Raw genomic sequence first — 20,184 nt, 5'->3', positions numbered from 1 at the left:
GCGAGCCGACTGGTCATCGGCCGTCGCACAGAGCCGGGGTTCCCCCCGTACCCACGGCTCCGTGCACAGTGGCGCGGGCGGGACACGTTCCCCCGGTCCCGCCCGCGCCCACGCACTCCTCCCGCCGCAGGTTCCTCACCAGTAGACGACGACCTTGTCGCCGTTCCTCACCTGGGCGAACAGCGCCGCGATCTTCCCCTCGTCCCGTACGTTCACGCAGCCGTGCGAGGCTCCGTAGTAGCCCCTCGCCGCGAAGTCCGAGGAGTAGTGGACCGCCTGGCCGCCGCTGAAGAACATCGCGTACGGCATGGGCGAGTCATAGATCGTCGACACATGGTGACGCGACTTGAAGTAGACGTTGAAGACACCTTCCCGGGTAGGTGTGTACTGCGAGCCGAAGCGCACGTCCATCGTCGAGACCGTGCGGCCGTCGATCATCCAGCGCAGGGTGCGGGTCGCCTTGCTGATGCACAGCGCCCGGCCCGTCAGACAGCGCGGGTCCGGCTTCGCGGCCGGCCGGCCGCCCGACGCGTACAGCTCCCACTTGGCCGGCTCGCGCGTCATGCCCAGCAGCCGCTGCCATGTCACCGAGTCCGTCTTCCCGGTCTTCGGCAGGCCCCGCTTGCCCTGGAAGCCCTTCACCGCGGTGGCCGTCGCGTCGCCGTACGTCCCTGTCGGGCCCTCGTAGAGCCAGAAGACCTGACGCAGCCGGGCCTGCAGCTCCCGTACGTCCTTGCCCCGGTCGCCCCTCGACCACAGGACCTCGGGGGCGGGCGCGGGCGGCTCAGTGGACTTCGGCGGCTTCGACGGCCTCGCGTCGTCCGGAGAACCGCTGGGCGCCGGAGACGTACCTGTCGGAGACGTACCGGCTGGTGACGATGACGTACTGCCCGGTGCCGTGCTGTCCGGTGACGTACCGGCCGGTGTCCTACCGGCGGATGTTTCCCCTGCGGTCGGGCCGACGGTCTGGACGGTGCATCCGCTCACCGCGACGAGAGCCGCCACCGCCGTCGCCGCCGCGACTGTCCTCCACATGACCGGGATACGCATCCGAACCCCCCGCTGCTCACCGATCCCCGATGCTGCGTCGTGCCCCCTGAGATGTTTCCCGGGCGTGCCTGGTTGCGAACTACGCGGCATTGTTGTGGCAACAGCTCAGCGGGAGGCAGCACACCCGGGAGGCGGCACACCATGGCGCGCGAGTCGGAATCCGGACGGCCGATCGAGCCGGTCTACGGGCCGGATGCCCTGGAGGGCTGGGATCCGGCGGAGAAGCTGGGCGAGCCGGGCGGGTATCCGTTCACCCGTGGTGTCTACCCCTCCATGTACACGGGTCGGCCGTGGACGATGCGGCAGTATGCCGGGTTCGGTACGGCGGTCGAGTCGAACGCGCGCTACAAGCAACTGATCGCGCACGGCACCGCGGGTCTGTCGGTCGCCTTCGACCTGCCCACGCAGATGGGCCACGACAGCGATGCCCCGCTCGCACACGGCGAGGTGGGCAAGGTGGGGGTCGCGATCGACTCGATCGACGACATGCGGGTGCTGTTCGGCGGGATCCCGCTGGACAAGGTCTCCACGTCGATGACGATCAACGCGCCCGCGGCCCTGCTCCTGCTGATGTACCAACTGGTCGGCGAGGAACAGGGAGTTCCGGCAGCGCAGCTCACCGGCACGATCCAGAACGACGTGCTGAAGGAGTACATCGCGCGGGGTACGTACATCTTCCCGCCCAAGCCCTCCCTGCGGCTGATCGCGGACATCTTCAAGTACTGCCGGGCGGAGATCCCGCGCTGGAACACGATCTCGATCTCCGGGTATCACATGGCGGAGGCGGGTGCCTCGCCCGCTCAGGAGATCGCGTTCACGCTCGCCGACGGCATCGAGTACGTCCGTACCGCGGTCGCCGCCGGGATGGATGTGGACGACTTCGCGCCCCGGCTGTCGTTCTTCTTCGTCTCCCGTACGACGCTGTTGGAAGAGGTGGCCAAGTTCCGTGCGGCGCGCAGGATTTGGGCGCGGGTGATGCGCGAGGAGTTCGGCGCGCGCGACCCCAAGTCGCTGATGCTGCGCTTCCATACGCAGACGGCCGGGGTACAGCTGACCGCGCAGCAGCCGGAGGTGAACCTGGTCCGGGTCGCCGTGCAGGGCCTGGCGGCGGTCCTTGGCGGTACCCAGTCCCTCCACACCAACTCGTTCGACGAGGCGATCGCCCTGCCGACGGACAAGAGCGCCCGCCTCGCGTTGCGTACGCAGCAGGTGTTGGCCTACGAGACGGACGTGACCGCGACCGTCGACCCCTTCGCGGGCTCGTATGTGATCGAGAAGATGACCGACGACGTCGAGGCGGCCGCCGTCGAGTTGATGGACAGGGTCGAGGACCTGGGCGGCGCGGTCAACGCGATCGAGCAGGGGTTCCAGAAGGGCGAGATCGAGCGCTCGGCGTACCGCATCGCCCAGGAGACCGATGCCGGTGAGCGGGTCGTGGTCGGCGTCAACCGCTTCCAGCTCGACGCGGAGGAGCCGTACGAGCCCCTCCGCGTCGACCCGGCCATCGAGGCCCAGCAGGCCGAACGCCTCGCGAAGCTGCGGGCCGAGCGCGACCGGGCGGCGGTTGACGCGGCCCTGACCGCCCTGAAGAAGGCGGCCCAGGGCGAGGACAACGTCCTCTACCCGATGAAGGAAGCGCTGCGGGCGCGGGCGACGGTGGGGGAGGTGTGCAATGCCCTGCGGGGGGTTTGGGGGACTTACGTGCCGTCGGATGCCTTCTGACCTGGGTAATTACTCCGTACAAGTGATCGAGGGCGGAAACCTCACGTACCCGGTTACGCTCAAGAAGAGTGACCCCCGAAGAGGAGGATGCCGTGGCTGTACTGCAACACGAGCTGACGTTGGGCGAAGCCGCCGACCTGCTCTCCCGTGCACTGCCTGGGCACCGCGTGGAGATTCTCCAGGGGAGGCTCACTGTGACACCACCGCCGGACGGCTCGCATGCGCTGTCGTTGACGAAGCTGGGCAGGGCATTCGACCGGGCGGGGATCGTTGAGGCGGGGTGTGAGTATGTCCAGGGCGTTGGCCTTTGGCTGCACACGTTGCCCGAGGACTTTGCGATCCCTGACTTCTCCGTGGTCGATACGGATTTCCGCGACGCCCACGTCACAAAGAACTACTACGCGCCGAACGTCTTCCGCCTGGTCGTGGAAGTGACGTCCTCGAACTGGTCCGACGACCTCGGTCCCAAGGTCGAGTGCTACGCCGCGGCCGGCATCCCGGTCTACATCGTGGCCGACCGCAAGCACGACGAGGTGCTTCTCTACCAGAACCCGGCCGACGGAAAGTACGACGCGCCCCAGCGCTTCAAGCGGGGCCAAAGCGTCCCGGTGCCGGAGTCCGTGGGCGTTACCCCCGACCTCTCTGTGGACACTCTCCTTGACGGCGACTGACGCCGTTCAGCCGACGACCCCCACCCGCCCCGCATACTCCGCCAGCCCCTCCTCCGTCCCGCCCGCCCAGCCCACGTACCCGTCGGGCCGGACCAGGAACACGCCGGTCCCGTACGCCTCATACGCCGGAATCCGGACCGTGCGGGCCGCCGGAAGCGTCGGCACGGCGGTGGTGTCCGCGCCCACCACCAGCAACGTCCAATGCGGTCCCCGGAACGCGTCGAAGAGCCGTACGCCGCCCCGCCTGCCGTCCGGTGCGCGGTCGCCCGCGTGGAGTGCCGCCTCGGGCAGGTCCTCCCGGGTCTCCCGCGCGAGCGAGGAATCCCGGTAGCCCAGGCCGAGTTGCTGCGTGGCCGTGCCGCGCCGGACCTCGCCCCGGTGGACCCGGGTGGACAGGCCGAGCATGTGCGCGGCGACGGGCAGCCGCTCCTCCTCGTACGAGTCGAGGAGCGACTCGGGAGCCTCGCCCCGCAGGACGGCCGCGAGTTTCCAGCCGAGGTTGTACGCGTCCTGGACGCTGGTGTTCAGGCCCTGTCCGCCCGCCGGCGAGTGGACGTGCGCCGCGTCGCCCGCGAGGAACACCCGCCCCTGACGGAAACGGTCCGCCATCGCTGCCCGCGGCCGGAAGTCGGAGGCCCAGCGCACCTCGGTCACGTCGTCGGCCGCGAGGTGCGTCCGTGTGGCGACCAGCTTCCGGATGCCGTCGAGGGACAGGTCCGGCTCGGCGGCCGGATCCACGAAGTTGCCCACCAGCTGGAAGTCCTCCGTGTGCGGCAGCGGGCAGATCGCCAGGAAGCCCTCGCCGTCCGCGGGCGGGAACACATGCCAGTTGTCGCGGTCGAGCCCGCTGATGCGCAGGTCCGCGACCAGCGTCGGACCCGGGTCCACGGTCTCCCCGGTCAGGCCGATGCCGAGCGCGCGGCGCACGGCCGAGCGGCCGCCGTCCGCGGCGACGGCGTAGCGGGCGCGGACCGGGGCGCCGGAGGCGAAGGCCGCGCTCACGCCGTCCGCGTCCTGGGAGAGCCCGACCAGCTCCCGGCCGAAGGCCACGGTCCCGCCCAGCTCCTCCAGGCGTGCGAACAGGATCTCCTGCGTCCGCCACTGCGGCACCATCCACGGGCTGCCCGCGTACGGCTCGGTCTCCGTCGCCTCGGTCTCGTCGAACATCCGGTGCTCGCCCTGCCGGGTCCCGTACTGCCAGATCATCCCGACGGGATACGGGCCGCCCGCCGCCCGGACCGCGTCCAGCACGCCGAGGTCGTCGAAGACCTCCAGGGTCCGCGGCTGGATCCCCTTGCCGCGCGAGCCGGGGAAGAGCCCGTCGGCCCGCTCGACGACCAGGGCGCGCACCCCGCGTCGGGCGAGGTCGACGGCCAGGGTCAGCCCCGTGGGACCCGCGCCGACGATCAGTACGCCCGTGTGAGCTGCCATGATCAGGCTCCTTAACATCGTTAAGTTCCACTGTCCGCCCAGAGTGGCCTTAACGCCGTTAAGCTGTCAAGTGTGACTACGGAACGCCGGGCGCCCCTCGACCGCAAACGCGTCGCGGACGCCGCCCTGAAGCTGCTGAACGAGGTGGGCCTCGAGGGCCTCAGCCTGCGGGCCATCGCGAAGGAGCTGGACGTCAAGGCGCCCGCTCTGTACTGGCACTTCAAGGACAAGCAGGCGCTGCTCGACGAGATGGCGACCGAGATGTACCGCCGGATGATCGCCGGCGCCGCCCTCGACCCGGACGACACCTGGCAGGAGCGGCTGTTCAAGGCCAACCGCGGGCTGCGCGCGGCGCTGCTCGGCTACCGCGACGGCGCGAAGGTGTTCAGCGGCTCACGCTTCACCGGCATGGAGCACGCCGAGCAGATGGAGGACAACCTGCGCCTGTTCACGGCCGCCGGGTTCACCCTTGCCCGGGCGGTCCGCGCGACCTCGACGACGTACCTCTACACCCTCGGGTTCGTCACCGAGGAGCAGGGCGTCGTGCCGCTGCCCGGCGAGCGCCGGGAGGGCTACGACGTGAACGAACGCGCCCGCCTGATGGCCGACTTTCCCTTGTCGGCCCAGGCGGGCGCGGAGATCTTCGCCGACTACGACCGGCACTTCGAGGAGGGGCTGACGCTGGTGATCACGGGGATCGAGGCGCGGTACCGGCCCGAATAAGCGCTGTGCGCCGAGTGGTGAGTCGGATGGCGTCCGTCAGGCGCGTTCCGCGCGCTTCTTCGCGCGGTTCTTGCGCACGGCACGCGTGACGATCGGGGGCAGCAGGTCGATGGCGATACGGCTGGTACGGGACCGGGCGGGGCGGGGCGCCGGCCGGGCCGGCTTGGGTGCGGCGGCGACCGGAGTGGGCTCCGGGACGGGCTCCACGTAGTGGCGGGAGTGGGGGAAGGGCGGCGGTTTGATGCCCTGGGACCTGGTGCGGATCAGGCGGTGGCCCGCCGCCCACTGCACACTCAGACCGAAGTCCGACCGCTCCTTGATCATGGTGAGCAGCTTCTCCTGGAGCGGCTCGGGGTCGCCCCAGGTGCCGTACAGCTTCTGGGTGCTGAGACAGATGGGGCGCAGACCGCGGTTGAGTACGGCCTCCCACGCGGCGACCGAGACCCCGGGGGTGTGCTCGGAGCGGAAGTCGTCGAGAACCACGATGCCGCCGGGCAGCAGGATGTCCTTGGCCGCGCCGATGTCACCGTGGACGTGCTCGTACAGGTGCGAGGCGTCGACGTGGACGAAGCGGCAGGTGGAGGCGGAGACCTCCTTGGAGATCACGGAACTCGGTGCCTGGATGACCGTCGGCAGCTTGTCGTGGAAGGAGAGGTAGTTCCGCTCGAAGACCTGCCTCGTCAGCGACGCGTACGACTTCGAGGTCTCGGCCTGGTTGGACTCGTCCGGCGCGTCCCCCTCGAACAGGTCGCACACCGTGAACTTCTCGTCGTCCTTCAGGTGGTGGCCGAGGAGGATCGCGCTCTTGCCCATGTAGACGCCGAGCTCCAGCAGGTCGCCTTGTATCCCCTCCGTCTCCTGCTGGTCGAGCAGCCAGGTGAAGAGCACCTGGTCCAGCGGCGGGAACCAGCCCGGGACGTCACCGAGCTCGCCGGGGGGACTGGGGTTCTGCTGTGAGTTGGCCATGTGAAGAGTCTTCTCCCTCGGTACGTGGCAAACCTGCGAGGACCTGAATGTCCGGTGAACAGCGGGGGACGCCGCCGCGGGTGGAGCGTGGCGTCAGCGTGGCTTGGAGAGCAGGGTGCGCAGCCGTGGTGTCAGCCGGTCCTCGACGCACCGGTTGAGCAGCCAGGCCAGGGCGAGCATCGACAGAATGGTCAGGGGCGCGGTCACGTTCGCCGGGATGCCCAGCGTCTGGTGGAGTGCCTTGATGACGACCCAGCCCAGGTGCTCGTGGACCAGGTAGAAGGGGTACGTCAGGGCGCCCGCGACCGTCAGCCAGCGCCAGTTCGCCCAGTTCAGCCACCCCAGGGCGATCGCGCCGACCGCGACGAAGCCGAACGTGACGACGAGGATGATTCCGTACGAGGTGCGGTACGAGAAGAACTCCGGGTTCGGCGCGTGCCACAGCTCGCTCACCGCGTAGTGCTGGCCGATCAGCCAGCTCACGATCACGATGCCCCAGGCGTAGGCGTCGTGCCGGTCGCGGTGGATGAGGTAGAGGCCGATGCCGCCGATGAAGAACGGCGCGTAGTCGGGCATCAGCACGAGCATGAGGAACGGCTCCTGCGAGGCCTGGGCGAGTGCCGCGGCCAGGGTCCAGCCCGCGCAGAACATGATGACGCGCTGCCGGTTCGCGCCCGGCATCACGACGCACAGCGCGAACAGCGCGTAGAAGCGGACCTCCGCCCAGAGCGTCCAGCAGACGCCCAGCACCCGGTCCGCGCCGAGCGGCTGCTGCATCATGGTCAGGTTCACAAGTACGTCGCTCGGCGAGGCCGTCTTGTACGCCACCGCGGGCAGCGCGAAGACCGCCGTCACTATGAGGACCGCCGCCCAGTACGACGGCAGCAGCCGGGACGCCCTGGAGGCGAAGAACGAGCGCAGCGGCCGTCCCCAGCCGCTCATGCAGATCACGAAGCCGCTGATGACGAAGAAGACCTGCACACCCAGACAGCCGTACGCGAACCATGAGTGCAGCGAGGGGAACAGGGACCTGGCCGAGGTTCCCCAGGCTCCGGTGACCTCGCCGCCGCGACCGCCGTAGTGGTACGCCGCCACCATCAGCGCGGCGATCAGCCGCAGCCCGTCCAGGGCGCGCAGCCGGTTCTCCCGGGGCCTTTTCACCAGCGGCGGGTGGGGCCGGTCCGCCGCCGGGAGGACAGCGCGGACCGCCGTGTCCACGGAGGTCGCGCGAGTGTCCTCAGGAATGTCGGTCACGGGTTTCCCCTCAACGGCCGTTCTGTGAAGTCGTGCGTACTGCGGGCCGTGGATTCCGTGACCCGGGGCCGTGTCCGGCCTCAGCTGATTGACAGCACACTAGTCCGACTCATAGGTAACCCCCGGCCCACGGATCAACCCTTCGCCACCCGGACCCAAGGAGTTCACCCGTCCGTTGGTTTGGATTTCCGCGCCACTCCATCGCGGCCCCCAATGTGGCGCGCCGGTGACCGCCAGGCATGGCTTCGGGGCCGGTCCCCCAAGGAACCGGCCCCGAATTCAGCGGCGTACCGACACGGTCAAGGCGGTGCTCAGTCAGCGGCGCACGGCCTTCTTCAGGGAGCGGGCGCGGCGGGCCACGCGGCGCACGGCCGCGCTGCGCGGCAGGAACGCCAGCTGCGCCGGGACCGCGCCGGGCAGGGCCAGCGAGGTGAGGCGCTTGCGCTTGAAGTAGCGCCAGGTGTGGGTGTTGAGGTGCTTCGTCAGATAGGCCTCGGCGGCCGGGCGCAGGTCCGGGTAGATCTTGGGTTGCATGGCGTAGCCGACGGCGCGTACGAGGTCGGTCAGGCCCTGCTCGTCCGTACCCCGGCGCTGTTCGGTGACCGCCTTGCGGTCGGTCAGGTCCGGCAGCAGCGCGTCGACGACCGTCACCGGGACGCGGTTGCTGTTCTCGTACGGCGTCAGGCGCTCCAGCAGGGTGGCGGTGCCGACGCGGGCGACCGGCAGGCCGTACAGCGCGAAGGCCGTGAGCAGTGCCGTGGAGAAGCATCCGACGACCAGGGCGGGACGCATCCGCTGGTAGAGGACCTCGGCGAGGACCGGGGTGTCGAGCACCGTCAGGTCGGCGCCCAGCTTCTCGGCCTCCTTCTCCAGGCCGCGCGCCCAGCGGGCCGGGGCCGAGGGGTGCGGCTTGAACACCACGCGGGTGTGGCCGAGTTCGACGGCACCCCGCAGCATCCGCACATGGAGGTCCTCCTCCTGCTCGGCCGTGAGGATGCCGAGCGCGGAGAGGTACTGGCCGAGCAGCAGGGCCGGTTCGTCGATCGACGGCAGGGTGTCGCCCGTGTCGCCCAGTTCGGCGAGCACCTTCAGGAAGGCGTCCGTCGGCACGATCTCCGACTCGGCGCCGAACTCGGTGAGCAGGAGGGGCTTGAGCCCCGGGACCAGGTCGAGGTGGAGCAGCCGGTCCACGCGGGTGCCGACCAGCGGGTCGATCTTGTTGCGGGTGGGGCCGTAGCTCATCAGGCCGTCGGCGTAGACGGTGACGGGGGCGCCGGTGAAGATCTGGGTGACGCCGAGTGCCGGATTGACCTGGATCGACTCGACGACGAGTTCCACCGGGTCGTCGCCGAGCCGCCAGGCGAGCCGCAGGTGCCGCTCCCAGATCGGGACGTCGTCGAGCCGGGGGGACCAACCGCCCGGGTGGAAGGGCGAGATGGTCTCGTTCCACGAGACCACGTCGTCGAACCGCTCGCGCAGCCGCTCGAACCCGGGCATCTCGTCGATGCCGGGCGTCGTCTCGGGCGTCGCCGTGTTGTTGCAGACGAGCAGGATGCGGCGGTCGGCGGGAGTGAAGCAGTTGGAGTCGAGGGCGGCGGCGAGTGTGGCCGTCCCGTACAGCGTCGACGCCAGGAAGATCTGCGTGGTCACGCGGCGACTCCCGCGGAGGCCGGGCGGCGGCGCAGTCGGCGCAGCCGCGTGGCGCGCTGGATGTCCATCGAGTCGAGGGCCTCGTCGAGGACGTTCTGCGGCATGCGGCGCAGTGCCGCGGCGCTCATCGACTTCAGTTTCCGTGCCACCGGTGGCTCGAACCTTTCGATGGATCCCAGATGATGGGAAATAATCGCGCAATATGTGCGCACGGCCTTGGGAAGCAGTTTGTCCGCGTCCGCGTCCTGCGCGGTTTCCACGACGACCTGGTCGAACGCGCGAATGAAATCGAGTTGTCGCACGTCACCGATCTGGGTGAGCGAGGAGGCGACCCCACGCCGGTAGAACACACCGAGCAGTCCCACCGCGGCGAACGACTCGGCCTCCCGGTGCAGTTTCCAGATCCACGGCCGGTCCTCGGCCGTGCGCAGTCCGTCGGTGAAGTGGAGCAGGCCCCGGTCGACGAGCCGGCGGTGGTAGATGCCCGCCCACGCGTACGCGTAGTCGACGGAGGTGGACCGGTCGGCGGGCAGGATCGCCTTGCGCGGGTCCAGCACGACACCGCGCCTGCCGTGCGGCACGCGGTGGATGGAACGGGCCCGCGCGGTGCACTGGACATGGTCGGTACGGACGAAGTCGCACCCCAAGTCCTCGATGGCGGCGACGAGTTGTTCGTAGTAGCCGGGGGCCAGCCAGTCGTCCCCGTCGAGGAACGTGAGGTACTCGCCGCGTGCCGCGTCGATGCCCGTGTTGCGCGCGGTGGCCAGCCCTCCGTTCTGCTCGTGTCTGACATGCACCGCACCCGGGAGCTCGCGCTCCGCGCGCGCGAGGATGTCCGGGGTCTCGTCGCGCGAACGGTCGTCGACGAGAATGAATTCGAAGTCGTCACGTGCGTTCGCACGCAGACTCCTCAGGGTGTCGGGTGCGTATTGCTGCACGTTGTAGAACGGCACGATGACGGAGAGCTTGACCACCCACGTGACGTTAGGGGGCGGCCCGGCATTCGTCTTGACGGCCGGTGAGATGCAAGGTGAACGACGCGTGGCGGATTGGTGAATCAGGCCTTCTCGGCCGCCGATTCGAGGCTGATTCGCCATTCGGCGATGTGCTGTTAACCCTTTGTTGCATTCAGGTTGGGCCGCACAACGGAATCGCTTCCTAGCGTCTTGGATGTGCCAGCAAGTACCTCGAAGTCCCTGCGAGTCGCCGTCCTCGCCGATTCCGACACCCGGTGGAAGTGGGGCGCGCTCACCGCGAACCGCATCGCACCGGCCGATGCGGACATCAGGCTCGACGGCTACCTCCTGCGCGGCCGGGCGACCCCCACCGCCCGACAGCTCGAAGAGGTCGGCGTGCGCGCCGACTCCCTCCGGGAGGTCACCGCCGTGGAGTTCCTCCGGGGCATGGCCCGCGAGGAGAACGACTACGACGTCGTCGTGCTCTCCCTCGTCGGCGGCGCCGTCCAGGCCATGCTGCACGGACTCTCCCACCAGTGGCGGGAACGCTTCGGACCGGGCCGCGCGAAGCGGCCCGTCGTCGTCACCGGCTACGTCGGCGTCGTCTACGAGAAGCTCGCCGACGGGCTGCTGCTGCGGCACGGCGCGGACCTCGTCCTCGCCAACTCCCGCCAGGACGCGGACCGGTTCACCGCCGTGTACGAGGGAGTGGGCGCCGACGCCTCCTCGGTCACCGAGGTCGCGCTGCCGTTCCTCGGCGGCGCCCCGTACGAGAAGCACGACCCGTACACGGTCGTCTTCGCCGCGCAGCCCTCCGTGCCGGAGAGCCGCAAGGACCGTACGTACCTGCTGAACCGGCTGGTGAAGCACGCCCGGCTGCACCCGGACCGCGAGGTCCTGCTCAAGCTGCGCTCCAAGCCGGGCGAGCACACCACACACATCGAGGAGCAGCCCTACCAGCGCCTCGCGGAGCGGATCCCGGGCGGCCTGCCCGCCAACTTCCGCCTCGTGTACGGGCACATGGGCGAGGTCCTCGACCGTACGGACCTGCTGGTCACCGTCAGTTCCACGGCGGCCCTGGAGTCCCTGCACCGCCAGATCCCCACCGTCGTGCTCACCGACCTGGGTGTGCGCGAGTCGCTCGGCAACCACCACTTCGTCGGCTCCGGGTGCCTCGCCTCCTGGGACCAGCTCGACGCCGGGCACGAGCCGTCGCGCGACGAGGAGTGGGTGGCCCGGCAGGGCGTCGCGGCTGGGGGTACCCCCTCTGGGGGAGGCGCGTACGAGACGGCCTTCGACGCCGCCCGCGCGCGCATCGTGACGCTGCTCGGCAAGGGCGGGCTCCCCGTCCTCGCCCCCTACTACACCCCGGCCACCGCGCCCGGCTATCTGCCCGGCATCCTCGCCCGCCACCACCTCGCCCCGGACGGCAGCCCGCTGCCCGGAGCCCCCGACGCCGACAAGGAACCGGGCCCGGTGCGGCAGATCGTGCGCCGGGCGGCGCGCGGCGCCTACCGGCACGGCGTGCAGCGCGTGGCACCCGTCATCCGGCGCATGGGCGAACTGTGACCGCCCACCCGACGGAACCGCGAGCCGCGGGCGTCCCGAACCTTCCCCAAGGAGTAGAGCCAATGACCAACTCGGAAGCGGGCCAAGCGACAGCGGGCCGAGCGACAGTGGGCCGGCCGAAGCCGATGCGCCGGGTGCTCGCCGTGATCCCCGCGCGGGGCGGCTCCAAGGGCGTCCCGGCCAAGAACCTCCTGCCCGTCGGCGGCGTACCGCTGGTGGCGCGCGCGGTGCGCGAGTGCCGCGCGGCCCGGCTGGTGACGGACGTCGTGGTCTCCACCGACGACCAGGCGATCGCCGCCGCCGCCCGCCAGGCCGGCGCGGAGGTCGTGCTGCGCCCCGCCGCCATCGCCGGCGACACCGCCACCTCCGAGGCGGCCGTCCTGCACGCCATGGACGCCCACGAGGCCCTGCACGGCTCCGCCGTCGACGCCGTACTCCTCGTGCAGTGCACCAGCCCGTTCATCATCCGCGAGGACATCGACGGCGTGGTGACCGCGATCACCGAGAACGGCGCGGACACCGCGCTGACCGTGGCCCCCTTCCACGGCTTCGTGTGGCGCGATGCCGACGACGACCCGGTGGCGGTCGACACCTCCCGCGCCGCCGTCGAGGGCGGCACCGACACCCTGGTCACCGACACCGCGACCACCGGCGGTTACGGCATCAACCACGACAAGTCCTTCCGCCCGCGCCGCCAGGACCGCCCCCAGGACCTCCTGGAGACCGGCGCGGTCTACGCCATGGAAGCGGCCGGTTTCCGCATCGCCAGGCACCGCTTCTTCGGGCGTACGGAACTCGTCCGCACCGACCCGGCCCGCGTGCTGGAGATCGACGACCCGCACGACCTCGCCCGTGCCCGGGCCCTCGCGCCGCTCTTCGACGCGAACCGCCCCGGCACCCTCCCGACCGCCGACGACATCGACGCGGTCGTCCTCGACTTCGACGGCACCCAGACCGACGACAGGGTGCTGATCGACTCCGACGGACGGGAGTTCGTCTCCGTGCACCGCGGGGACGGACTCGGTATCGCGGCCCTCCGCAAGAGCGGCCTGAAGATGCTGATCCTGTCCTCGGAGAAGAACCCGGTCGTCGCCGCCCGAGCCCGGAAGCTGCAGATCCCGGTGCTCCACGGCATCGACCGGAAAGACCTCGCACTGAAGCAGTGGTGCGAGGAACAGGGCATCGCGCCCGAGCGCGTGCTCTACGTCGGCAACGACGTCAACGACCTCCCGTGCTTCGCCCTCGTGGGCTGGCCCGTGGCGGTCGCGAGCGCCCACGACGTCGTACGCGGCGCCGCGCGCGCGGTCACCACCGTTCCCGGCGGCGACGGCGCGATCCGAGAGATCGCCAGCTGGATCCTCGGCCCTTCTCTCGACTCCCTCGACAAGTAAGGAACTTCCCCACCATGAGCACCAACTCCCGTCTGCGCCAGTTCGGTTCGAAGACCGCCGGCCCGGGTCACCCCGTCTACGTCGTCGGCGAGATCGGCATCAACCACAACGGCTCCCTGGAGAATGCCTTCAAGCTGATCGACGCCGCCGCCGAGGCCGGCTGCGACGCCGTGAAGTTCCAGAAGCGCACCCCGGAGATCTGCACCCCGCGCGACCAGTGGGACATCGAGCGCGACACCCCCTGGGGCCGTATGACCTACATCGACTACCGCCACCGCGTGGAGTTCGGTGAGGACGAGTACCGCCAGATCGACGAGTACTCCAAGTCGAAGAACATCGCCTGGTTCGCCTCCCCGTGGGACACCGAGGCCGTGGCCTTCCTGGAGAAGTTCGACGTCCCGGCCCACAAGGTCGCCTCCGCCTCCCTGACCGACGACGAGCTGCTGCGCTCGCTGCGCGCCACCGGCCGCACGGTCATCCTCTCCACCGGCATGTCGACGCCGAAGCAGATCCGCCACGCGGTCGAGGTCCTCGGCAGCGACAACATCCTGATGTGCCACGCCACGTCGACGTACCCGGCGCAGGCCGAGGAGCTCAACCTCCGCGTCATCAACACCCTCCAGGCGGAGTTCCCGAACGTCCCGATCGGCTACTCCGGCCACGAGACGGGCCTGCAGACGACGCTGGCCGCTGTCGCCCTCGGCGCCGCCTTCGTCGAGCGCCACATCACGCTGGACCGAGCGATGTGGGGCTCCGACCAGGCCGCCTCCGTCGAGCCGCAGGGCCTGACCCGCCTCGTCCGCGACATCCGCACCATCGAGGCCTCCCTCGGTGACGGCGTCAAGAAGGTCTACGAGTCCGAGCTCGGCCCGATGAAGAAGCTGCGCCGCGTCCCGGGTGTCGTCGCCGAGGCCGAGATCGCGGCGGCGGCGGGCGAGCCTGTCGCGGTCTGAGCCACCTCCGAATCCCCGTCAGGATCACAGGATCAAGGGAAAGCGACGGTCGTACGTCGATGAGTCCCCGCGCCGGGTCCACCGGCCCCCAGTCACCCGCACCAGCAACGCTGGCTTTCGTCGAGAGCCCGGTGCAGCTCCTCAACGTCCTGGAGTGGGCGCATGCCCACGCCCTCAGGACGGCGGCGGAGCCCTCCGGACCCCCGGGTCCTGAGGTGGAGGGCGGGCGGCCTCGGCCCGGCGCGGGGCTCACCCTTGTCGTGCTCTCGCCCACCGACCCGATGACCCGCGGGCAGCTCCGCCGCATGGCAGAGCTGGCGCGCGACGAGGGATACGAGGTGCGCTGGGAGGAGGCACGGGGCGGCACGACAGCCCCCTTCCACACGGTCGGCGGACTCGCCCCGCTCCTGCGGCGCGCCGAGCGGATCGTGATGGGCGACCCGTTCTCGCGGTACGTACAACTGCTGCTCACCATCACCCGGGCCCGTGACCTTGTCGTCGTCGACGACGGGACCGCGACCATGGAGTTCGTCTCCCAGCTCGCCAAGGGCGAACGGCTGGTGCGCTGGCACCGGCGCGGGGGGCGTCCCGGGGCCCGGGACCTGGTGTTCGCACCTGTCTCGGCCCGGGCCCGCCGTCGGCTCACGCCGGGGAACGGGCGGCGGGTGGAGGTTTTCTCCGCCATGCCGATCGCCGAGACGCCCGAGGGCGTCACCATCACGGCCAACGACTTCTCCTGGACGCGGTCCCGGTTCGGCCCGCCCCGGCTCACGAAGGGCGCCGACCTGGTCGGCACGTCGCTGGTGGAGACGGGGGTGGTGGACCCCGACCGTTACCTCGAAGCGGTGAAGGGGCTCGCCGCGACGTACGGCGCCACCCGGTACTTCGCCCACCGGCGGGAGAGCCCGGACAAGCTGCACCGGCTGGCCGCCGAGACCGGCCTGGAGATCGTCCGGCCGGACCTTCCGCTGGAACTGATCGCCCGGCGGGGCCCGATCGGGCGGACCATCCTGAGCTTCCCGTCGACCGTGGTGCACACGTTGCCGCTCGCGCTGGTCGGTACGGAGGTCAAGGTCGCTGTGTGTGACATCGATCCTGCTTGGCTGACGGAGACCGCCTCGCCGCGGGCGCAGGGGTTCTTGTCGGGGGTTACGGGGACGGCGCGGGATGTCCACCGGCTCTCGACTGTGTCGACGGTGACCTGAGGCGGTAGCCGGGCGCTGAGCGCTGGGGGCGGCTGGTTGTGTGTTGGGTGCGGGTTGTCTTGGGCTTGTCGCGCCGTTCCCCGCGCCCCTGAAAAGCGCGCCTGCCGACCGGAGTGGGGCGGGGCCGCGACGGGGCATCCGATCGCAGCTGTGTCATCGCCGACTTTCACGGTGCCCATGGGAGGCCGTGCTGCGATCGGAAACCCCGACACGGCCCCTCGCGCCGGTGCGCGGCTGCCGCCCGGTGGGGCCACGTGTCACCACAACACCAAGCCCACCCGCCCCGTCCGCCAGGTGAACAGAACCGGCCGTGGGTGCGTATGCGTGGTATGCGTAGAGAAGCTGTTCCCGGTAGGCCGGGAATGGGCGTCGTCGCCCGGGGGTTTTCCCGGGAGAGGGCCCGGCGGCCGGAAAGCCGGGCGAGTGTACCCAAGCCAGTCAATATCTATGCGCCACGCGGCCAGGTTTTTTTCCCCAACGGGTTGAAGTTTTGTTGATCGTGGGTCAGTTGGCCGTCGCGTCGCCCTACCCTTCAGAGGGTGAACCAACTGATGTCCCGAGAGTCCGAGGCCGATCAGCCCGGGGAAGCCGTGCTTCCCGGCGCGCTGCCCGAGGCGCTGCGCGCCGAACTCGTCGCGTTCCGTCGCGACATGCACATGCACCCGGAGCTGGGCAACCAGGAGTTCCGCACCACCGCCGCGATCAAGTCGCGGCTGGAGCGGGCCGGCCTCCGCCCTCGCGTGCTCGCCATCGGGACCGGACTCATCTGTGACATCGGCGACCCGGACCCCACGCGTCCGATGCTCGCCCTGCGCGCCGACATCGACGGGCTGCCCATCCCGGACACGAAGACCGAGTGCGCGTACCGCTCGACCGTGCCCGACCGGGCCCACGCCTGTGGACACGACATCCATACGGCCGTGGTCCTGGGCGCCGGACTCGTCCTCGCCCAGCTGCACGAGCAGGGCCTGCTCCCGCGGGCCGTACGCCTGATCTTCCAGCCCGCCGAGGAAGTGCTGCCCGGAGGAGCTCCGGACGTCATCGAGTGCGGGGCGCTGCAGGGTGTCGGGCGCATCGTGGGGGTGCACTGCGATCCGAAGGTCGACGCTGGGCGGATCGGGCTGCGGCACGGGCCCATCACCTCCGCCTGTGACCGGCTGGAAGTTTCGCTGGACGGGGCCGGTGGGCATACCGCGCGGCCGCATCTCACTACTGACCTTGTGACCGCCGCCGCCCGTGTCGTCACCGACGTGCCCGCGCTGGTCTCCCGGCGGGTCGACGCACGGTCCGGGCTCTCCGTGACCTGGGGCCGGATCGAGTCGGGCCACGCCTGCAACGTGATCCCGCAGCATGCCGAGCTCTCCGGGACCGTACGGTGTCTGGATCTCGCCGCCTGGCGGGCCGCGCCCGATCTGGTGCACGCCGCCATCGACGAGATCGCGAATCTGTACCGGGCCAAGTCGGAGATCAACTACATCCGCGGGGTGCCGCCCGTCGTCAATGACCCGGACAGCACTGACCTGCTGCGGGACGCCATGGCCGTACGGCGTGGGATCCATTCCGTGGAGGACACCGAGCAGAGCCTCGGCGGGGAGGACTTCTCCTGGTACCTGGAGCACGTGCCCGGGGCCATGGCCAGGCTCGGGGTGCGTACGCCGGGGGAGCGGCTGGTGCGGGACCTGCACCAGGGCGACTTCGACGCCGACGAGTCCGCGATCACCGTGGGCGTGGAGCTCTTCACCGCGGCCGCCCTCATCGACGCCGGGGCCTGAGCACGAGGGGCTGTATGGCGGCGTGGCCGGTCCCTTCCGGTCGCGCCGCGTACCCCCGCGCAGTAGCGTGGTCGGCAGTCAACAACCGCTCGTGTCGTCACGCGGACTTCACCGACCCAGCGCGGAGCGTGACCGTCGTGGTGGGTGCTGTATGACCATGTGTGCCCTTTTGGTCCCAGGGTTCACAAGGACGTAACCGGCCATCGGCACGAATGGATAACGGCCAAGCGCTATCCCGTTCCCTCAAGGGTCTACGCGCGTTAATGTGCGCCGAACTCAGCACCCACTGCGGGGCTTGGAGAATGGGGAACCACAGATGCGTCGGATATCCAGCCTGACCCGCGTCGCGGTGGGGGTCGCGTCGTTGGCACTCGCGGCCACGGCCTGCGGCGGCACCAGCAGCGACAGCGGCGGCAGCAGCAGTAGCGAGAGCGCGGGTGGCAAGGGTCTTGCCATCGCGTACGACGTCGGCGGCAAGGGCGACCAGTCCTTCAACGACGCGGCGTTCGCGGGTCTGGAGAAGGCGAAGAAGGAGTTCGGCTACCAGACCGCCGACATCGAGCCCACCGACGGTGAGACGGACGCGGACAAGGAACAGCGTCTGGTCTCGCTGGCCAAGCAGGGCTACAACCCGGTCATCGGCGTCGGCTTCGCCTACGGTCCCGCGCTGGAGGCCGCCGCCAAGAAGTACCCGAAGACCAGCTTCGGCATCGTGGACTCCGTGGTCGAGGTCGACAACGTGGCGTCCCTCGTCTTCGCCGAGCAGGAGGCCTCGTACCTCGCCGGTGTCGCCGCCGCCAAGGCGACCAAGACCAACACCGTCGGGTTCGTCGGCGGTGTGGACATCCCGCTGATCCACAAGTTCGAGGCGGGCTACGCGCAGGGCGTCAAGGACACCAAGTCCGGCGTGAAGGTCCTCTCGCAGTACCTGACGCAGACCGCCGAAGAGGGCGGCTTCTCCAGCCCCGACAAGGGCAAGGCCGCCGCCGAGGGCCAGTTGGAGAAGGGCGCGGACGTCGTCTACCAGGCCGCCGGCCTGTCGGGTCAGGGTGTCATCGAGGCCGCGGCCAAGAAGAAGGTCTGGGCGATCGGTGTCGACTCCGACCAGTACAACCAGGAGGCGCTGGCCGCGTACAAGGACTACATCCTGACGTCGGCGCTCAAGGATGTCGGCGGTGCGGTGTACGCGCTCGCCAAGTCGGTCGAGGACGGCAAGCCGCTGACCGGGGTCCAGACCTTCGACCTGAAGGTGGACGGCGTCGGCCTCGCCGACAGCAACCCGAAGATGGGCGAGATCGCCGGTCTCACCGACGCCGTGGCCAAGGCCAAGGCGGGCATCATCGACGGCACCATCAAGGTCAAGACCGAGTAGTCGGACGGGCGGACCGATGCCCGATGGGCGAAGCGGTCCACGTCACAGGAGCGGGCGGGCATCGACGATGTCCGCCCGCTCCCGTGTTCCCCGCGCAGGTCATCCGGCGTGGCGGGCCTCCGTGGTCCGGGGGCCCGCCCCGGGTCGGCGGGAGAGCTCGGGCACAGGCGGATAACAAGGTGGACAGAAGGGGTTCTCTAGGAGGTCTACGCGCGTTAATCTGCGGCGAAGCCAGCGCCGAAGGTGTTCCGCCCGGCGCTTGTACGACAACAGGAGCACAACACATGCGCCGGGTTCCCCGCATCGCGCTCGCAGGCGCAGCGGCCGCCTCTTTCGCCCTCGTCCTCTCCGCCTGTGGCGGTACCTCGACCTCCGCCGGATCGGCGGACTCGAAGGGCGACAAGGGTCTTGCCATCGCGTACGACGTCGGCGGCAAGGGCGACCAGTCCTTCAACGACGCGGCGTTCGCGGGTCTGGAGAAGGCGAAGAGCGAGTTCGGCTACGAGACCGCCGACATCGAGCCCACCGACGGTGAGACGGACGCGGACAAGGAACAGCGTCTGGTCTCGCTGGCCAAGCAGGGGCACAACCCGGTCATCGGCGTCGGCTACGCCTACGCGCCGGCCGTCAAGGCGGCCGCGGAGAAGTACCCCGACACCACCTTCGGCATCGTCGACGACTCCACCATCGAGGCGGAGAACGTCGCGGACCTGGTCTTCTCCGAGCAGGAGGCCTCGTACCTCGCCGGTGTCGCCGCCGCCAAGGCGACCAAGACCAACACCGTCGGGTTCGTCGGCGGTGTGGACATCCCGCTGATCCACAAGTTCGGAGCGGGCTTCGCGCAGGGCGTCAAGGACACCAAGCCCGGCGTGAAGGTCCTGTCGCAGTACCTGACGCAGACCGCCGAGGAGGGCGGCTTCGCCAGCCCCGACAAGGGCAAGACGGCCGCCGAGGGTCAGATCGAGAAGAAGGCCGACGTCGTCTACGCGGCGGCCGGTCTTTCGGGGCAGGGTGTCATCGAGGCCGCCTCCGCCAAGAAGGTGTGGGCGATCGGTGTCGACTCCGACCAGTACCAGCAGGAAGCCCTGAGCAAGTACAAGGACTCCATCCTCACCTCCGCGACGAAGGACGTCGCCAAGGCGGTGTACAACCTCGCGAAGTCGGTCGAGGAAGGCAAGCCGGGGACCGGTATCGTCAGGGGCGATTTGAAGTCCGGTGAGGTCGGCCTCGCGGACTCCAACCCGAAATTCAAGAGCGACACCGCGATCCAGGAAGCCGTTCAGGCGGCCAAGGAGAAGATCATCGGCGGCGAGATCAAGGTCAAGACCAGCTGACAGCAGTACCTCAGGAGCAGCTAGGGGGTGTTTCGAAGGTCCCGCACAGCACCCACGGCGCCCGGCACGCGCTCTCGCTGCACCGACCGAAAGCCCAAGTACGTCCAGTACGAGGGCTTCCGGTCGGCACACCGAGAGCACGCACCGGACACCGCGGGCACCGCA

Annotated in this window: 16 protein-coding genes; 10 read left to right on the top strand and 6 right to left on the bottom strand. The window is 69.8% G+C overall.

All coding sequences use genetic code 11. The features are described 5' to 3' along the window. Positions 1-135: 135 nt before the first annotated feature. Positions 136-1,050: a L,D-transpeptidase family protein gene (locus OHA11_RS16650; RefSeq protein WP_266496995.1), complete on the bottom strand. Its 915-nt coding sequence runs from the start codon at positions 1,048-1,050 to the stop codon at positions 136-138. 141 nt (positions 1,051-1,191) lie between these two features. On the opposite strand from OHA11_RS16650, the gene OHA11_RS16645 reads away from it, so the two are divergent. Both OHA11_RS16645 and OHA11_RS16640 read left to right on the top strand, forming a co-directional pair. Next, the gene (locus tag OHA11_RS16645) at positions 1,192-2,772 is read left to right on the top strand and encodes a methylmalonyl-CoA mutase (RefSeq protein ID WP_266496994.1); all 1,581 of its coding nucleotides are present in this window, start codon (positions 1,192-1,194) and stop codon (positions 2,770-2,772) included. Between the two features lie 68 nt (positions 2,773-2,840). After that, a complete protein-coding gene (locus OHA11_RS16640) occupies positions 2,841-3,443 on the top strand; it encodes a Uma2 family endonuclease (protein WP_266496993.1) in 603 nt (200 codons plus the stop codon). 6 nt (positions 3,444-3,449) lie between these two features. Here OHA11_RS16640 and OHA11_RS16635 read toward each other — a convergent pair whose 3' ends face one another. Continuing rightward, positions 3,450-4,874 carry an FAD-dependent oxidoreductase gene (locus OHA11_RS16635; protein ID WP_266496992.1) on the bottom strand — a complete coding sequence of 475 codons (1,425 nt, stop codon included), beginning with the start codon at positions 4,872-4,874 and terminating at the stop codon, positions 3,450-3,452. Positions 4,875-4,946: 72 nt separating this feature from the next. On the opposite strand from OHA11_RS16635, the gene OHA11_RS16630 reads away from it, so the two are divergent. Next, the gene (locus OHA11_RS16630) at positions 4,947-5,597 is read left to right on the top strand and encodes a TetR/AcrR family transcriptional regulator (protein WP_266496991.1); all 651 of its coding nucleotides are present in this window, start codon (positions 4,947-4,949) and stop codon (positions 5,595-5,597) included. 36 nt (positions 5,598-5,633) lie between these two features. Here the strand turns inward: OHA11_RS16630 and OHA11_RS16625 are convergent, their stop codons facing one another. From OHA11_RS16625 to OHA11_RS16610, 4 genes are all read right to left on the bottom strand, one after another. Then, the gene (locus OHA11_RS16625; RefSeq protein WP_266496990.1) at positions 5,634-6,563 is read right to left on the bottom strand and encodes a class I SAM-dependent methyltransferase; all 930 of its coding nucleotides are present in this window, start codon (positions 6,561-6,563) and stop codon (positions 5,634-5,636) included. A gap of 93 nt (positions 6,564-6,656) precedes the next feature. Then, entirely contained in the window at positions 6,657-7,727 is a 1,071-nt protein-coding gene (locus OHA11_RS16620) for an acyltransferase (protein WP_266507229.1), read from the bottom strand. 405 nt (positions 7,728-8,132) lie between these two features. Then, a complete protein-coding gene (locus OHA11_RS16615; protein WP_266496989.1) occupies positions 8,133-9,467 on the bottom strand; it encodes an alpha-2,8-polysialyltransferase family protein in 1,335 nt (444 codons plus the stop codon). Continuing rightward, positions 9,464-10,441, bottom strand: coding sequence for a glycosyltransferase family 2 protein (locus tag OHA11_RS16610; protein ID WP_266496988.1), 978 nt, complete (start codon positions 10,439-10,441; stop codon positions 9,464-9,466). Before OHA11_RS16610 ends, OHA11_RS16615 begins: the two co-directional genes overlap by 4 nt. 198 nt (positions 10,442-10,639) lie before the next feature. Here OHA11_RS16610 and OHA11_RS16605 point away from each other — a divergent pair, with 198 nt between their 5' ends. The 7 genes from OHA11_RS16605 (at position 10,640) to OHA11_RS16575 (ending at position 20,019) form a co-directional block, all read left to right on the top strand. Next, the gene (locus tag OHA11_RS16605) at positions 10,640-11,992 is read left to right on the top strand and encodes a DUF6716 putative glycosyltransferase (protein WP_266496986.1); all 1,353 of its coding nucleotides are present in this window, start codon (positions 10,640-10,642) and stop codon (positions 11,990-11,992) included. Positions 11,993-12,117: 125 nt separating this feature from the next. Further along, positions 12,118-13,383 carry an N-acylneuraminate cytidylyltransferase gene (locus tag OHA11_RS16600; RefSeq protein ID WP_266507227.1) on the top strand — a complete coding sequence of 422 codons (1,266 nt, stop codon included), beginning with the start codon at positions 12,118-12,120 and terminating at the stop codon, positions 13,381-13,383. Between the two features lie 14 nt (positions 13,384-13,397). Continuing rightward, a complete protein-coding gene (locus tag OHA11_RS16595; protein WP_266496985.1) occupies positions 13,398-14,336 on the top strand; it encodes an N-acetylneuraminate synthase family protein in 939 nt (312 codons plus the stop codon). A 59-nt stretch (positions 14,337-14,395) separates the two neighbouring features. Continuing rightward, positions 14,396-15,541, top strand: a complete 1,146-nt coding sequence (locus tag OHA11_RS16590) for a hypothetical protein (protein WP_266496983.1) — start codon at positions 14,396-14,398, stop codon at positions 15,539-15,541. A gap of 551 nt (positions 15,542-16,092) precedes the next feature. Then, positions 16,093-17,313 carry a M20 family metallopeptidase gene (locus OHA11_RS16585; RefSeq protein WP_266507225.1) on the top strand — a complete coding sequence of 407 codons (1,221 nt, stop codon included), beginning with the start codon at positions 16,093-16,095 and terminating at the stop codon, positions 17,311-17,313. Positions 17,314-17,629: 316 nt separating this feature from the next. After that, a complete protein-coding gene (locus OHA11_RS16580; RefSeq protein ID WP_266496982.1) occupies positions 17,630-18,685 on the top strand; it encodes a BMP family protein in 1,056 nt (351 codons plus the stop codon). A 284-nt stretch (positions 18,686-18,969) separates the two neighbouring features. Further along, positions 18,970-20,019 carry a BMP family protein gene (locus tag OHA11_RS16575; RefSeq protein WP_266496981.1) on the top strand — a complete coding sequence of 350 codons (1,050 nt, stop codon included), beginning with the start codon at positions 18,970-18,972 and terminating at the stop codon, positions 20,017-20,019. Positions 20,020-20,184 lie beyond the last annotated feature (165 nt).

The organism is Streptomyces sp. NBC_00878 (genome assembly GCF_026341515.1).
In the GTDB taxonomy this organism is placed as follows: Bacteria; Actinomycetota; Actinomycetes; order Streptomycetales; family Streptomycetaceae; genus Streptomyces.
Note: the sequence above shows the minus strand (reverse complement) of the source record. Positions and strands in the feature narration are given on the sequence as shown.

Coding starts and splice junctions, on each gene's coding strand:
- OHA11_RS16650 (WP_266496995.1), bottom strand. CDS start 1,050: ATGCGTATCCCGGTCATGTGGAGGACAGTCGCGGCGGCGACGGCGGTG.
- OHA11_RS16645 (WP_266496994.1), top strand. CDS start 1,192: ATGGCGCGCGAGTCGGAATCCGGACGGCCGATCGAGCCGGTCTACGGG.
- OHA11_RS16635 (WP_266496992.1), bottom strand. CDS start 4,874: ATGGCAGCTCACACGGGCGTACTGATCGTCGGCGCGGGTCCCACGGGG.
- OHA11_RS16625 (WP_266496990.1), bottom strand. CDS start 6,563: ATGGCCAACTCACAGCAGAACCCCAGTCCCCCCGGCGAGCTCGGTGAC.
- OHA11_RS16600 (WP_266507227.1), top strand. CDS start 12,118: ATGCGCCGGGTGCTCGCCGTGATCCCCGCGCGGGGCGGCTCCAAGGGC.
- OHA11_RS16595 (WP_266496985.1), top strand. CDS start 13,398: ATGAGCACCAACTCCCGTCTGCGCCAGTTCGGTTCGAAGACCGCCGGC.
- OHA11_RS16590 (WP_266496983.1), top strand. CDS start 14,396: ATGAGTCCCCGCGCCGGGTCCACCGGCCCCCAGTCACCCGCACCAGCA.
- OHA11_RS16585 (WP_266507225.1), top strand. CDS start 16,093: ATGTCCCGAGAGTCCGAGGCCGATCAGCCCGGGGAAGCCGTGCTTCCC.
- OHA11_RS16580 (WP_266496982.1), top strand. CDS start 17,630: ATGCGTCGGATATCCAGCCTGACCCGCGTCGCGGTGGGGGTCGCGTCG.
- OHA11_RS16575 (WP_266496981.1), top strand. CDS start 18,970: ATGCGCCGGGTTCCCCGCATCGCGCTCGCAGGCGCAGCGGCCGCCTCT.